This is a genomic window from Kribbella sp. NBC_00662, assembly GCF_041430295.1.
GTDB lineage: Bacteria > Actinomycetota > Actinomycetes > Propionibacteriales > Kribbellaceae > Kribbella.
In genome coordinates this window covers 3,518,116-3,531,054 of the sequence record NZ_CP109029.1, presented here as the reverse complement: position 1 = coordinate 3,531,054, position 12,939 = coordinate 3,518,116, and the positions used below count along the sequence as shown (strand labels likewise).

Genomic DNA, 12,939 nt, shown 5'->3' with positions numbered 1-12,939 from the left:
GACGATGGACGAGGAGCTGGAAGAGCTGGCGGCCCGCGCAGCCCGGGGCGACCAGACGGTACTTCCACGACTCCTGCAGGCGATCCGGCCGCAGGTGCAGCGGCGGGTGGCCAAGTTCCTGCCGTACCGCGAGGACGCCGAGGAGGCGGTCCAGGACACCCTCCTCCAGGTCGCCAACAAGGTGCACACCTTCAAGGGCACCGGCAGCTTCGCGGGCTGGGTGACGATCGTGGCCACCAACCAGGCCCGCCAGACCTACCGGTCGCTCAAGCGCCGCTCGGTCGAGCAGTCCGCCGAGGTGCTGCCGGAGTCGGTCGACCCGCGGACCACGTCGGTGATCGCCGGCTCCCGCCTCGATCTGCTCGACGCCCTCGAAGCGCTCGAGTCAAGCCACCCGCAGCTCGTCCAGCCGCTGGTACTGCGCGATCTCGGCGCGCTGTCGTACGCCGAGATCGCCGACGAGCTCGACGTACCGCTCGGGACCGTGAAGGCCCGGATCCACCAGGCCCGCAAGGCCGTCGCGGAACGCCTCACCGTTCGCTAGCCGAACGCGCGGCGCACCGCGATCGCCCGGCGCAGGTCGTCGAGGAAGTTGGCGGTCTGCCGGCGGATGCCCGAGGCCACGCACTCGTCCCCGATCAACGCCTCGGCCGGCGCGATCAGCTCCTCGTCGATCGCGTACTTCGGGGCGATCCGGCTCGCGGTCAGGCCGACGACCATACCGGCCCGGATCTCCGCGGTCCCCGCGATATCGGTGAAGAACCGCCGGACGTACGGCGCGGTGACGGCGTTCTGGGACGGATGCCAGAACCCTTCCGCGGTCGCGAGCAGTTCCTGTACGCCGATCGCCGGGTCGGTCATGATCCGGTTCCAGGCCGCCTCCTTGCCGTCGGGCAGCGCCGCGCGGCAGCGGGCCGCCTCGGTCACGCCTTCGGTGGACCTGTCCCGGGCCAGCTCGGCGTCGATCTCGGCGGCGCCGTACGCGCCCAGACGAACCAGCCTGAGCACGATCGACCAGCGCAGATCCGCGTCGATCACCAGACCGTCCGGAGCACCGGCGTCGTCGAGCCAGGTGGTCAACAGGCCCGTGTCATCGGTCGTCGCGACGAAGGTCCGCGCGGTGATCAACTGCAGGCTGCTTCCCGGCACCGTGCTCGCGAGCTTGCTCCCGACCGCGTCGGCGACAGGTCCGCGAGACTCCTCGTAGTCCAGGTAACGGCCGAGCACCCGCCCCTCGAGCCACTGCGCCAGCGAGCCGACCGCGATATCGCTGTCCTCGTGCGGAAGCGCGGCGACGACCAGGTCGAGCGCGTGCCGAGGATCCAGCTCGGCATCCGCCACCGAGTCTCGCACCGAGTTCCACACCACCGCGCGGGTGGTGCTGTCGGCGATCCTCGGCAGCACCTCGGTCAGCTTGCCCAAGCTCGCCGGATCCAGCCGGATCTTCGCCCAGGTGTCGTCGTCGGCGTCCGCCACCACGATCGCATGGTTGCCCATAGCAACTTCTACCGAGTCCTGCGCCAGCACGACATCTCGCAAGGTTGCCGATCCGTCCTCGGCGTACCCACCGACGCTCAACTTGTGCAGGCGGCGCGATTCGTCCGGGCTCTTGCGGTGGAGGACGACACCTTCAGCCGTCCGCTCGACCGAGATGGTGTCCACCCCCGACGTCCGCAGCCACTGCTCCGACCACGCGTCCAGGTCTCGCGCACCGGCCTCGGTCAGCTTCTCGATGAACTCCTGCAGATCGGCGTTCCCGTACTCGTGCGCCTCCAGATGCGCGTTGACCCCCTTCAGGAACACGTCGTCGCCGAGGTACTTCGCCAGCTGCTTCAGAACCGCTGCGCCCTTGGCATAGGAGATCCCGTCGAAGTCGTCGAGCGACTGCCGCGCGTCCTTCAGGCTGTCCGGCGCGACCGGATGCGTCGAGCTGCTCTGGTCGGTCTGCAGTCCCCACCACTTCCGTACGAACGCGAAGTCGGTCCAGTTGCCGCCGTAGCTCGTCGCGTCCTCGGACACCCGATGCGCCATGTATTCGGCGAACGACTCGTTCAGCCACATGTCGTTCCACCACTTCATCGTGACCAGGTCGCCGAACCACATGTGCGCCATCTCGTGCACGACGATCCGCGCACGGGTACTGCGTTCGGCCTCGGTCGCCTGCCCGCGGTACACGAGCGTGTCGGCGAAGGTCACACAGCCCGGGTTCTCCATCGCGCCGAGATTGAAGTCCGGCACGAACACCTGCCAGTACTCGCCGAACGGGTACCGCTGCCGGAACATCCGGTGGTACTCGTCGAGCGCCTCGCGGGTGGTCCGGAACAGGTCTTCGGCGTCCCGGTCCAGGTGCTCTTTCAGCGACTGCCGGCAGGCGAGCCCGAGCGGGATCCCGTCGTACTCGCTGTGGATCAGGTGGTACGGGCCGGCGACGAGCGTGACGAAGTACGTCGACAGCGGCTTGGTCTCGGCGAGCGTCCACTCCCCCGGCGCGGTCCGCGTGGCGGCCCCGTTGCCGAGGACGACCCAGTCCTCGGGGCACTTCACCGTCATCGTGTACGGCGCCTTCAGGTCGGGCTGGTCGAAGCACGGGAAGTACCGCGGAGCGGACTCCAGCGACGACATGCCGTACGTGTAGACGCGGTCGTCGGCGGGGTCGACGGATCGCACCAGGCCCTCGCCGTCCGCGGAGTACTTGAGCTCGGCAGTGACGACGAGTTCGTTCTCGGCCGTCAGCCCGGTGAGCGGGAAGCGGCCGCCGTCGAGCGCACCGACATCGAGCGTCTGACCGTTGAGTACGACGCTGATCAGCCGCTCGGGCTTCACGTCCACCCAACTACTGGCACTCGTGGCCCCGAAGCGGATCCGGCTGGTCGTGACGAAGGTGTCTCCGGGATCGGTGAGGTCGAACGCGACCTCGTACGACCGCAGGTCCAGCTCCGCCGCCCGTTGCCGGGCCTCTTCAACAGTCAGCGCACGCATGCACAGCACGCTATCCCGGCTGGGTGCGAGCCGTGGCCGCCGCCAGGTTCGCCACTGCCCGAATCTCCTCGTTCGTCGCGTTCTCGAGCACCGCCGCGATCAGCTCGGCATCCGCGGGCTCGGCCAGCACGGTCAGTACGTTCAGGGCGGAGATGTGATCGAAGCCGGCCCGCAGATCCTCGTCCGCCTCGGCCGGCGGCCGGGACAGGATCTCGCGCGCGACCCCACGTACCTCGCCGGCCATCGGTTCGAGCGGGTTGCCGCCGCTGACCTGCGTGTACGCCGCGGCCACCTGGTACATGTTCAACGCCCGGCAGACCATGCCGATGTTCTGGCTGTGCAGCAACGCACCGAACGCCTGCAGTGGAATGCCGACCTCGTCCATACCCGCACGCTAGCTGAAGAACGCGAGGACCTTCTGGGCGGCATCGGGCCCGGTCATCATCTCCGCGACCTCGGCCGACATCTTCGCGACCTTGGTGGTGCGCGCGAACATGGCCGGCTCGTACTGCTCGAGGGCGGCGTCCAGGTCGTCCGGATGCGCGGCGATGGCCTGTCCGAGCTCGGCGGCGTCGAGCATGGCCTGGTTCGCACCCTCACCGTGCGAGGGCATCAGGTGCGCGGCGTCCCCGAGCAGGGTGAGACCCGATCGACGCGGCCAGGTCATCCCGATCGGCAGCAGGTACGCCGGGCGGACGACGAACGGCTCGTCGCAGGCGGCCAGCAAGCGCCGGAACTGCGGAGCCCAACCGTCCGGAAGGTCGATCGCCGCCGAGGGCTCCAGATCGGGCGGGCCTTGGATCGAGACGCTCACCTGGACCACGCCGTTGCCGTTGCGTTGAGCGCCAAGCAGCCGGTCCGGGCCGAACGCCCAGAAGTTGCCGCGGCCAACCATCTCCGCCAGCTCGGGCCGGGTCCGATCGGCATCGTGGATCATGCTCTGCACGACGACCTTGCCGGAGTACGTAGGCTCGATACCGGTGAGCAGCGGACGGACCCGGGAGTTCGCGCCGTCCGCGCCGACGAGGAGGTCGCACGTCGCCGTACTGCCGTCGGCGAAGTGCAGGAGGTATCCGCCCTGGTGTGGTTCTGCGTGGGTGAAGGCGCTCCCCCAGCGGACCGTCCGGGCGGGGAGCGAGCTCAGCAGGATGTCCCGCAGGTCGGCGCGGTCGATCTCGGGGCGCAGCATCGGCGCGTCGTCCGGGGTGTCGTCCTGGAGCAGCAGCGTGCCGGTGTGGTCGAGGATGCGGTGGTCCTGCCCTTCGCCGCGGGCGGCTGCGAGGAACTCCTCCTCGAGCGCGGCCAGTTGGAGGGCGGCCTGGCCGGACTCGGTGTGCAGATCGAGCATGCTGCCCTGGCTGCGGGCGTCGCCGGACGCGTCCCGCTCGTACACCACGGAGTCGATGCCGTGGACGTGCAGGATCCGCGCGAGCGTGAGGCCGCCCGGGCCGCCGCCGATGATCGCGATCATGATGCCACTCCTCTCGATACAGCGTATTGAAGTTATACACTGTATCGAACGGAACAGGTGTATCGTTTTGCCGGTGACAGACAGTCCTCTGATCTGGGAGCGGCCCGAGCCGACCGAGCGGCGCCGGCCGAGCCCACTCAGCCGGGAGCGCATCGTCCGGGCCGCGATCGACCTGGCCGACGCCGACGGGCTGGACGCGGTGTCGCTGCGGAAGGTCGCCGGCGCCCTCGACGCCGGTCCGATGCGCCTCTACCGGTACGTCGACACCAAGGACGAACTGCTCGAGCTCATGGTCGACACCGTGTACGGCGAGATCCCGCCGCCGACCGGATCGACCTGGGGCGACGTACTCCGCTCGATCGCGACCGGCGTCCGCGAGGCCGCGCTGCGGCACGAATGGTTCGCCGACCTGCTCGGCGGCCGGCCGCGCTTCGGTCCGGCCACGCTCGCGCACACCGAGGCGACCCTGACCGCACTACGCACCACCGGTCTCGACCTCGACACGATGTCGGCCGCGCTCGAGGCCTTGAACGTCTTCCTGGTCGGCGCGGTCCGCAAGGAGGTGACCGAGCGCCGGGCCGAACGCGCGTCCGGCCTCGACAAGTATCAGTGGCAGCACGCGACCGCGCCGTACGTCACCCGGATGTTCGCGTCCGGCAACTATCCGGCGCTCGAGGAGTGGGTCCACGACGCGCCACATCGGTCGGCAGCCGAGATCTTCGACCTCGGCCTGACCTACCTGATCGACGGCATCCGGCGGCAGAGCTAGGCGTTGGCCGCTGCGTGGAGGTGGCTCGCGAGCAGGTGGGCGGATTCGGGGGCGTTCGCGGCGTAGCAGACCAGGTGAGCGCGGGTCGACCACGCGTCTTGCAGCGGGCAGATGTCCAGCGCGGCGATCGCGTCGACGGCCCGGCGCGGGACGATCGCCAGTCCGGCGCCGGCGGTGGCGAGCGTGATCAGCGTGTGCAGGGTCGGTACGACGGTGCGGTAGCGCGGCGCCGGGGCGTGCGGACCGAGACGTTCGTCCATCCACTGGGTGAGTGGGGATTTGCGGTCGAGTCCGACCAGGGGATGTTCGGCGACCTCGGCGTACGCGATCGAGGTGCGGCCGGCGAGGATGCCGCCGGCCTGGCCGATGACGACCAGCGAGTCGTCGGCGAGCGGTTCGGTCCGCAGTGAGGTCGGTTCGTCGTCGAGGATCACACCGAGATCGGCCTCCCCGGCCGCGAGCAGCCGGACACTGCGGACGGTACGGCGCTCGCTCACGTTCACGTCGTACTCCGGATGCTCGCGGAGGAACGTGGCGAGGGCGACCGGGACGAGCTGGTGCATCGCGGAACCACCCGCGACGAGCCGGATCGGAGCAGTCCTGGAGACGGCGTACGACGCGACGGCGCTGTCCAGCCTGGTCGTCTCGGCGAGGACCTCGCGGGCGTGCCGGGCCAGCGTGGCGCCCGCCGGAGTCAGCCGGACGCCGCGGCGCTCGCGGATCAGAAGCGGTACGCCGGCCTGCGCTTCGAGCGCTCTGACCCGCGCGCTGGCCGAAGGCAGGCTGAGGTGCATCACCCGCGCGCCGGCCGTGATCGAGCCCTCTGCCGCGACGTTCGTGAAGAGCCGGAGATCGTCGAGGTCGTACCGCATGGGATCAGCCTACGTCTCAGCCTGAGGCTGACTACGCAGATCGCGCATTGTGGAAGCCGCAGGCAGCCCCGATCCTCGAAGGGTGAACCGCGCTCAGCTGGCCATGGCCTACCAGGCCTGCGAGGTCGCCGACCTGGCGGCTGAGGCAGTCACGCTCGACGATCCGGGTGAGGCGCGCGAGCAGGCTGTGCGGGTGCTCGCCGCGGCTCAGCGGTTGATGGAAGCCGCCGACCGGTTCGCCGACCCGGCTGAGCCGACCGATTCATTGCAGTTGTTCGCCTATCAGCATCCCGAGGAGGCAGCGGCCGACATCAGTGCGTGGGTCCACCGGTGCCGAGGTCACGATTGCTCAGGCGCTGACGCTCGCGCTCGCGGTTGAGATAGAGGCCGGTGGCCGTCGACACGCTGGTCAGCAGCCAGACGGCCACACCGGCGTCATCGGTCACACCGATCACCGGCAGCAGATCGGGCAGGATGTCGATCGGCGAGATCAGGTAGACGAGCGCCAGCAGCCAGATGAACGGCCGGTTCTTCGGCAGGTCGGCGTACGCGCCCTGGCGGACGTCCCGGAGCAGCCGCGGCAGTGCGCGGGCCCGCTGGAAGATGTCTCCGACCGGCACCGGTTCGCCCGCGGCGATCTTGCGCCGGCGCACGCGACGCCGCCAGACGACGCCGAGGGCGCCCACGGCCACGCCGAGCGCCAGCAGCCCGCCGCCGACGACCGCCGAAGGCATTCCGGCCACGTCCCCGTCCCGGAAGATCAGGGTCAGCGCCCCGATCAGCCCGAGAAACCCACCGAAGTACACCATCCACCAACTGTAGGGGGTCCGCTCAGTCGAGGAGGTCCTCGACGATGCTGGTCATGCGGTCGACCGGGATCGCGAATCCGATGCCGATGTTGCCGGAGCGGGAGGTGCCGAGGGTGGCGATGGCGGTGTTGACGCCGACCACCTGACCGGCGGCGTTGACCAGCGGCCCGCCGGAATTGCCGGGGTTGATGGCGGCATCGGTCTGGATCGCGGACCGGCGGGTGCTGTCGTCGCCGAAGCGGGCCTGGCGGTTGACGGCGCTGACGATGCCGGCGGTCACCGTTCCCTCCAGGCCGAGCGGGGACCCGACGGCCAGCACCGGGTCGCCGACCCGCAGTTGTGCGGACCGGCCGAGCGTGAGCGCACGCAGCCCCTCGGCGTCGGCGGTCGAGACCTGCAGTACGGCGAGATCGTTGCCGGTGTCGGATCCGATGACGTCCGCGTCGACCGTACGGCCGGTCGCCAGGACCAGGGACACGTCGGTCGCTCCCTCCACCACATGTGCATTCGTGACCACGTGTCCTTCCTGGTCGATCGCGAACCCGGACCCGGTCGCCCGGCCGGCCCGCACAGACACGACGCCCGGGAGGACACCGGCCGCCGCGGCAGAGATGGATCCTTGGGCTGCCGCAGGGGGTGCTGCTGCTTGCGGAAGCTCCACCGGCGCCGGATCACGCGCACCGGTCACGGCACCGGCCAGACCACCGGCCACGATCGAGAGGGCGAGCGTGCCGACGAGAAGAGCCGCCCGCCGGCCGACTGCACTGTGCGGAGAGGAGGGGCCCGTCACCCCGGTTGGAGGTGGCGCCGGCGGAGAGGGGGTTGCCGCGCCGGCGACCGGGGTGACGGTCGCTGGTGGTGGGCCGGGAAGGTAGTCCGGGCCGCGGAAGGGAAGGCCGAGGTGGGGCATGTGACGTTCCTCCTTACGGGAGGCGGGAGAACCAGAGCAGGGAGGCGATCGCGGCCAGCAGCGCGGTGATCAGGGCGATTCCGGCGACCAGGTTGGTGACTTCCCGGGATTCAGTGGTCCAGCCGATCGAGGACTGGAGGTCGGAATAGACATCGCGTAGCTGGTCGTTGTTCGCGGCTTGGTAGAACGTGCCGTTGGTCGCGTCGGCGAGGCCCTGGAGCGCCTCGGTGTCGGCGGGGACCGGGATGTCGCGGCCCTCGAGATTCACCGTGCCCTCGGCCGTCCCGTAGGCGATCGTCGAGACCGGCACGCCTGCCTGCGACGCGGCCTCGGCGGCCTGGTCGATCGGGCTGCCGGCGGTGTTGCCGCCGTCCGACAGCAGCACGATCCGGCTCGGCGGCGGATCGTCCGGATCGATCGTCCGCACCGCCTGCAGGCCGGCGAGGACAGCGTCACCGATCGCCGTACTGTCGTTCAGTTGCAGGCCGTTGATCGCGTCGACGGTCGCCTGGTGGTTCGTACTCGGTGCGGCCACCACGTTCGCCGTACGGGCGAACGACACCAGGCCCACGTTGAACTTCTCCGGCAGATCCCGGACGAACTCCACCGCTGCCTGCTTCGCGACCTCGAACCGGTTCGGCGCGACGTCGGTCGCCGCCATCGAGTTCGACACGTCCATCGCGACCAGGACCGTCGCCCGTTCGCGCGGGACGCGGACGTCCGCCACCGGCCGGGCGATCGCGATCGTCAGCACGGTGAGTGCCGCGAGGAAGGCCGCGGCCGGCGCGTGCCGGCGCCAGCCGGGCCGCTTGGGAGCGACCTTCTCCAGCATCGGGAGGGTCGCGAACCGGACGGCGTACTTCGTCCGGCGCCGCTGGGCGATCAGGTACGCCACGACCAGTGCGGCGACCAGCACCAGCAGCCAGAGCCACAGGGGTTGCTCGAATCTCATCTGACACCGGTCCTCACGGTCTGGTTCCGGCGGGCACCGGCCCGGCGGCGGGCGGTGGCAAAGGCGGCGACATCACGGACCCAGTCGGTGTCGGTGCGCAGTACCAGATGCGCCGCACCCGCGGCGCGGATTGCCTGAGCGGTTCGGGTGCGGTGCGCCGCCATCGCATCGGCGTACCGGCGGCGGAGCTTGCGGTTGGAGGTCTGGATCTCGCGACGGCGGCCGGTCTCGGGGTCGACCAGGGTGAGCAGGCCGACCTCGGGGAGGTCCAGTTCGCGGGGGTCCAGGGCTTCGACTGCGAGTACCTCGTGACGTGCGGCCAGCCGCCGGAGTTGGTCGGCCCAACCGTCTTCATGGAAGTCCGAGACGATCACGCGGAGGCCGGGACGCGGATGTTCGCGGTTGAGTCGACCGATCGCGTGTCCCAGATCCGTCCGGGGAACAGCGCCAGGTGTTGCTCTGGGCAACGACAGCAGCGTGCGCAGCGAGCGGCGGAGCTGGACTGCACCGCCAGCGGCGGGAAGCCGTCGCAGGTCGTTGCCCAGGGCGATTCTGATGCCGAGGCTGTTGCCCGGGCGGTCGGCGAGCAGGCCGACCGCTCCGACGACAGCGACGGCCAGATCGCGCTTCTCGCTCAGGGCAGTGCCGAAGTCCATGCTCGCGGACGCGTCGAGCAGCGCCCACGTCTCCAGTTCGCGCTCCGCCAACGGCGCCCGCACGTGCGGCTCCAGTGAACGGGCGGTCACGTTCCAGTCCATCCGCCGGATGTCGTCCTGCCCCGGCTGGTACGGCCGCGCTTCGTTCGGCTCGCTGCCGGGACCGCTCCGCAGGCCGGTGATCTCGCCGTGCAGGAACCCTTCCAGCTTGCGCTTCACCGTCAACTCCAGTGCGCGCAAGGCCCGTTCCCGCCCGGCCAGTAGATCGTTCATGCTGCGGATCCCTGAGCCTCATCGGCCGGAACCACGTGCGGCTGCTGGATCGTCTGCGTGATCCGTGCGACCACCGACCGCGGATCGACCCCGTCGGCCAGCGCGTCAAAGGTCAGCACCAACCGGTGCGCCATCACATCGAGCGCCACGTCGTACACATCCGCCGGCAGCACATAGTCGCGTCCGCGCAGCAACGCGAGCGCACGCCCGGCCGCGACCAGGCCGAGCGTCGCGCGTGGACTCGCGCCGAACTCCAGGACGCCGGCCAGGTCATGGATCCCGTACTGCTCCGGCGCCCGCGTCGCATGCACGAGACGTACGACGTACTCCGCCACCGCGTTGTGCACGAACACGTCATCCGTTGCCTCCTGCAACTGAACGACCTGTTCCGGGGTGAGTACCGCGGCGGCGTGCGGCCGGTGCGCGCTCATCCGCTGCAGGATCGTCAGCTCCTCCAACGGTGTCGGGTAGTCGACCGTGATCTTCAGCAGGAACCGGTCACGTTGTGCTTCGGGCAGCGCGTACACGCCGTCGGACTCGATCGGGTTCTGCGTCGCGAGCACCAGGAACGGTTCGGGCAGCCGGTACGACGTACCGCCGATGCTCACCTGGTTCTCGGCCATGGCCTCCAGCAACGCCGACTGCACCTTCGCCGGCGCGCGGTTGATCTCGTCGGCCAGCACGAGGTTGGCGAACACCGGCCCGAGTTCGGTGTCGAACGCTTCCGTCGACGGCCGCCAGATCCGGGTGCCGATGATGTCGCCGGGCACCAGGTCCGGGGTGAACTGGAGCCGGGCGAACCGGCCGCCGATCACCTCCGCCAGCGTGCGGACGGCGAGCGTCTTCGCGACCCCGGGAACACCCTCGAGCAAACAGTGGCCGCGGGCAAGCAATCCGACCAGCATCCGTTCGACCAGGTGGTCCTGCCCGACGACCACCTTCTTCACCTCGAACAACGCGTGTTCGAGCGCGGCCGAGGTCATGCGTTACCGCTCGGGTTCGCGGAGTCACCCTTCTCCGGGCAGTCGTGCGACGGTGCCGGCGACGGGGTTGTTGCGCCGTCCTCGACCGTCACATAGCCCTGCTGCGGCGCCGGGTCGTCGCCAGCCGCGTACGCCACCCCGCCGGCACCGAGCGCCGCGACCACAACCGCCGCACCGAGAACGATCTTCTTCATCAGGGATCTCCTTCGATCAGGTTGGCCACAGCTCATCAAGAAGGCGCGAAAACGACCGGAAAGCAGAGCGAAAGTCCGGCGAAAGAGCAGACCGGCCGATCACGCTCCCCCGGCTACCTTGGTGGCGTGCGATTACTGGTGGTGGAGGACGAGGAAGGCCTGGTCAGCGCGCTGCGCTCCGGACTCGGCCGGGCCGGGTACGCCGTCGACGCGGCGACGACCGGCGCCGAAGCGGTGGAGAAGCTCGCGACCACGGCATACGACCTGGCGATCCTGGACATCACGCTGCCGGACACCAACGGCCTCGACCTGTGCCGCGCGGTACGCCGGGGCGAGATCGAGGTGGCGTCCGGGCGGGAGTTGCGGGTGCTGATGCTGACCGCTCGCGCGTCGCTGGCCGACCGGGTCCGCGGTCTCGACGAGGGTGCGGACGACTACCTGACGAAACCGTTCGCGCTGGTCGAGTTGCTCGCGCGGATCAGAGCGCTGCTGCGCCGGGACGTCACGAACGGCACCACCCAGTTGCACGTCGGCGAGCTGGTCCTCGACTCGTCCCGTCACCTCGCCACACGCTCCGGTCGCGAGCTCACGCTGACGTTGAAGGAGTTCGGCGTACTGCGGTACCTGATGTCGCGCCCCGGCCATGTCGTCTCGGCCGAGGAACTGCTCGAGCACGTCTGGGACGAGAACGCCGACCCGTTCACCCAGAGCGTCCGGGTGACCGTCGGCACGCTGCGGCGCAAGCTCACCCAGGACGGCGAGGACCCGGTCCTGGAGACCGTGATCGGCCGCGGCTACCGGCTCCGAGGTGACGAATGAAGCTCCCGTCCTGGACGCAGACGATCCGGTTCCGCCTGACCCTGACGTATTCCGCGGTGCTGATCGCGCTGTCGGCGTTGCTGCTCGGCGGCGTGTACCTCGCGCTGGAGCAGATCCTCGATCCGAAACCGCTGAACCAGATCGAGGTTCAGAAGTACTACAAGGACCACGAGGGCAACCTGCACCTCAAGGAGGGGCAGGTGATCCAGGCCGCGGAGATCTCCAGCTTCCAGTCCGCGGTGAACTACCAGACGTTGCAGAGCCTGCGGAACTACTCGGCCGCGGGGATCGCCGGGCTGTTCCTGGTCAGTCTCGGGACCGGCTGGTGGCTGTCGGGCCGGGTGCTCCGGCCGGTACGGCGGATCACGGCGACCGCCCAGGAGATCTCCGCGACCGACCTGTCGCGGCGGATCGCGCTGGACGGACCGCGCGACGAGCTCCGGAACCTGGGCGACACCGTCGACGACATGCTCGGCCGGCTGGAGTCGGCCTTCGTGGCGCAACGCCAACTGGTCGACGACGCGTCGCACGAGCTGCGCAATCCGCTCGCGGTGATCCAGGCGAACGTCGACGCCGTACTCGCGCACGACGACACGCCGCCGGAGGACCGCGCCCAGGCGACCGCGATCGTGAGCCGGGCGATCCAGCGGATGACGCGCCTGGTCGAGGATCTGCTCGCATCGGCGCGGCGGTCGTCACCGGCCTTCGTCGATGCCGACGTCGACCTCGCCGCGATCGCGGGCGAGGCGGCCGAGGAGTACGAGCTCCTCGCCGCGGATCGTGAGCTTCAGGTCGTACGGCGGCTGGCGCCCGGACCCACCGCCGCCGGTGACGCGTCGGCGCTGCGGCGGGCGGTCGACAACCTGCTCTCGAACGCGGTCCGGCTCGCGCGTGGCGGCAGCGAACTCGTGCTGGCGGTCGGCAGCCGCAACGGCTGGGCGTGGATCGCGGTCCGCGACGAGGGCCCGGGCATCGCGGCGGACGACGCCGACCGGGTCTTCGACCGGTTCTTCCGGGCCGGCCAACGGCAGACGCCCGCGACCGTCCCGTCGAGCGGTCAGCGCCGGGCCGGCCTGGGCCTGGCCATCGTCCGCCAGATCGCCGAGTCCCACGGCGGCACCGTCGCCTTGCACTCCGAACTCGGCATCGGCAGCACGTTCGTCATCTGGCTCCCCGAACGCTCCCTCACCAACACCACCCGCCGCTCGCCGACCCCACCCGACGAGGACCCGCTCGGCCCTCGCCGGTGAAG

General features: G+C 70.0%; 15 protein-coding genes. 5 read left to right on the top strand and 10 right to left on the bottom strand.

The window, feature by feature from the left end; translation table 11 throughout:
- Nucleotides 1-4: 4 nt before the first annotated feature.
- A complete protein-coding gene (locus OHA10_RS17820) occupies nt 5-544 on the top strand; it encodes an RNA polymerase sigma factor (protein ID WP_371407333.1) in 540 nt (179 codons plus the stop codon).
- Here the strand turns inward: OHA10_RS17820 and pepN are convergent.
- From pepN to OHA10_RS17805, 3 genes are read right to left on the bottom strand one after another with little or no spacing between them, the layout of a single operon-like run.
- On the bottom strand, nt 541-2,979 hold the full coding sequence (pepN, locus tag OHA10_RS17815) for an aminopeptidase N (RefSeq protein WP_371407332.1): 2,439 nt from the start codon (nt 2,977-2,979) through the stop codon (nt 541-543). The genes OHA10_RS17820 and pepN overlap by 4 nt on opposite strands.
- 10 nt (nt 2,980-2,989) lie before the next feature.
- Nucleotides 2,990-3,364, bottom strand: coding sequence for a hypothetical protein (locus OHA10_RS17810; RefSeq protein WP_371407331.1), 375 nt, complete (start codon nt 3,362-3,364; stop codon nt 2,990-2,992).
- 9 nt (nt 3,365-3,373) lie between these two features.
- Nucleotides 3,374-4,450 (bottom strand): FAD-dependent oxidoreductase, encoded by a 1,077-nt coding sequence (locus OHA10_RS17805; RefSeq protein ID WP_371407330.1) that lies wholly within the window; start codon nt 4,448-4,450, stop codon nt 3,374-3,376.
- Nucleotides 4,451-4,523: 73 nt separating this feature from the next.
- Between OHA10_RS17805 and OHA10_RS17800 the strand changes: the two genes are divergently transcribed.
- On the top strand, nt 4,524-5,219 hold the full coding sequence (locus OHA10_RS17800; RefSeq protein WP_371407329.1) for a TetR/AcrR family transcriptional regulator: 696 nt from the start codon (nt 4,524-4,526) through the stop codon (nt 5,217-5,219).
- On the opposite strand, the gene OHA10_RS17795 is transcribed toward OHA10_RS17800, so the two are convergent.
- Nucleotides 5,216-6,091, bottom strand: a complete 876-nt coding sequence (locus tag OHA10_RS17795; protein ID WP_371407328.1) for a LysR family transcriptional regulator — start codon at nt 6,089-6,091, stop codon at nt 5,216-5,218. The two genes, OHA10_RS17800 and OHA10_RS17795, sit on opposite strands and share 4 nt — an antisense overlap.
- 82 nt (nt 6,092-6,173) lie before the next feature.
- On the opposite strand from OHA10_RS17795, the gene OHA10_RS17790 reads away from it, so the two are divergent.
- Nucleotides 6,174-6,470, top strand: coding sequence for a hypothetical protein (locus tag OHA10_RS17790; RefSeq protein ID WP_371407327.1), 297 nt, complete (start codon nt 6,174-6,176; stop codon nt 6,468-6,470).
- Here OHA10_RS17790 and OHA10_RS17785 read toward each other — a convergent pair.
- From OHA10_RS17785 to OHA10_RS17760, 6 genes are read right to left on the bottom strand one after another with little or no spacing between them, the layout of a single operon-like run.
- Entirely contained in the window at nt 6,403-6,900 is a 498-nt protein-coding gene (locus OHA10_RS17785) for a YkvA family protein (RefSeq protein ID WP_371407326.1), read from the bottom strand. The two genes, OHA10_RS17790 and OHA10_RS17785, sit on opposite strands and share 68 nt — an antisense overlap.
- A 22-nt stretch (nt 6,901-6,922) precedes the next feature.
- The gene (locus OHA10_RS17780) at nt 6,923-7,810 is read right to left on the bottom strand and encodes a S1C family serine protease (protein WP_371407325.1); all 888 of its coding nucleotides are present in this window, start codon (nt 7,808-7,810) and stop codon (nt 6,923-6,925) included.
- 13 nt (nt 7,811-7,823) lie between these two features.
- Nucleotides 7,824-8,762, bottom strand: a complete 939-nt coding sequence (locus OHA10_RS17775; RefSeq protein ID WP_371407324.1) for a VWA domain-containing protein — start codon at nt 8,760-8,762, stop codon at nt 7,824-7,826.
- Nucleotides 8,759-9,691, bottom strand: a complete 933-nt coding sequence (locus OHA10_RS17770) for a DUF58 domain-containing protein (protein WP_371407323.1) — start codon at nt 9,689-9,691, stop codon at nt 8,759-8,761. Before OHA10_RS17770 ends, OHA10_RS17775 begins: the two co-directional genes overlap by 4 nt.
- Complete coding sequence (locus OHA10_RS17765; RefSeq protein WP_371407322.1) at nt 9,688-10,674, bottom strand: AAA family ATPase; 987 nt, start codon at nt 10,672-10,674, stop codon at nt 9,688-9,690. Before OHA10_RS17765 ends, OHA10_RS17770 begins: the two co-directional genes overlap by 4 nt.
- Entirely contained in the window at nt 10,671-10,868 is a 198-nt protein-coding gene (locus OHA10_RS17760) for a hypothetical protein (RefSeq protein ID WP_371407321.1), read from the bottom strand. The genes OHA10_RS17765 and OHA10_RS17760 overlap by 4 nt, the downstream gene beginning before the upstream one ends.
- A 126-nt stretch (nt 10,869-10,994) precedes the next feature.
- Here OHA10_RS17760 and OHA10_RS17755 point away from each other — a divergent pair, with 126 nt between their 5' ends.
- Nucleotides 10,995-11,687, top strand: a complete 693-nt coding sequence (locus OHA10_RS17755) for a response regulator transcription factor (RefSeq protein ID WP_371407320.1) — start codon at nt 10,995-10,997, stop codon at nt 11,685-11,687.
- Complete coding sequence (locus tag OHA10_RS17750) at nt 11,684-12,937, top strand: sensor histidine kinase (RefSeq protein ID WP_371407319.1); 1,254 nt, start codon at nt 11,684-11,686, stop codon at nt 12,935-12,937. The genes OHA10_RS17755 and OHA10_RS17750 overlap by 4 nt, the downstream gene beginning before the upstream one ends.
- The last annotated feature ends 2 nt before the right edge of the window (nt 12,938-12,939 follow it).

Excerpts from the sequence above, each read along its gene's own strand:
- OHA10_RS17820 (WP_371407333.1), top strand. The coding sequence starts at position 5 with ATGGACGAGGAGCTGGAAGAGCTGGCGGCCCGCGCAGCCCGGGGCGAC.
- pepN (WP_371407332.1), bottom strand. The coding sequence starts at position 2,979 with ATGCGTGCGCTGACTGTTGAAGAGGCCCGGCAACGGGCGGCGGAGCTG.
- OHA10_RS17810 (WP_371407331.1), bottom strand. The coding sequence starts at position 3,364 with ATGGACGAGGTCGGCATTCCACTGCAGGCGTTCGGTGCGTTGCTGCAC.
- OHA10_RS17805 (WP_371407330.1), bottom strand. The coding sequence starts at position 4,450 with ATGATCGCGATCATCGGCGGCGGCCCGGGCGGCCTCACGCTCGCGCGG.
- OHA10_RS17795 (WP_371407328.1), bottom strand. The coding sequence starts at position 6,091 with ATGCGGTACGACCTCGACGATCTCCGGCTCTTCACGAACGTCGCGGCA.
- OHA10_RS17785 (WP_371407326.1), bottom strand. The coding sequence starts at position 6,900 with ATGGTGTACTTCGGTGGGTTTCTCGGGCTGATCGGGGCGCTGACCCTG.
- OHA10_RS17780 (WP_371407325.1), bottom strand. The coding sequence starts at position 7,810 with ATGCCCCACCTCGGCCTTCCCTTCCGCGGCCCGGACTACCTTCCCGGC.
- OHA10_RS17775 (WP_371407324.1), bottom strand. The coding sequence starts at position 8,762 with ATGAGATTCGAGCAACCCCTGTGGCTCTGGCTGCTGGTGCTGGTCGCC.
- OHA10_RS17770 (WP_371407323.1), bottom strand. The coding sequence starts at position 9,691 with ATGAACGATCTACTGGCCGGGCGGGAACGGGCCTTGCGCGCACTGGAG.
- OHA10_RS17765 (WP_371407322.1), bottom strand. The coding sequence starts at position 10,674 with ATGACCTCGGCCGCGCTCGAACACGCGTTGTTCGAGGTGAAGAAGGTG.
- OHA10_RS17760 (WP_371407321.1), bottom strand. The coding sequence starts at position 10,868 with ATGAAGAAGATCGTTCTCGGTGCGGCGGTTGTGGTCGCGGCGCTCGGT.
- OHA10_RS17750 (WP_371407319.1), top strand. The coding sequence starts at position 11,684 with ATGAAGCTCCCGTCCTGGACGCAGACGATCCGGTTCCGCCTGACCCTG.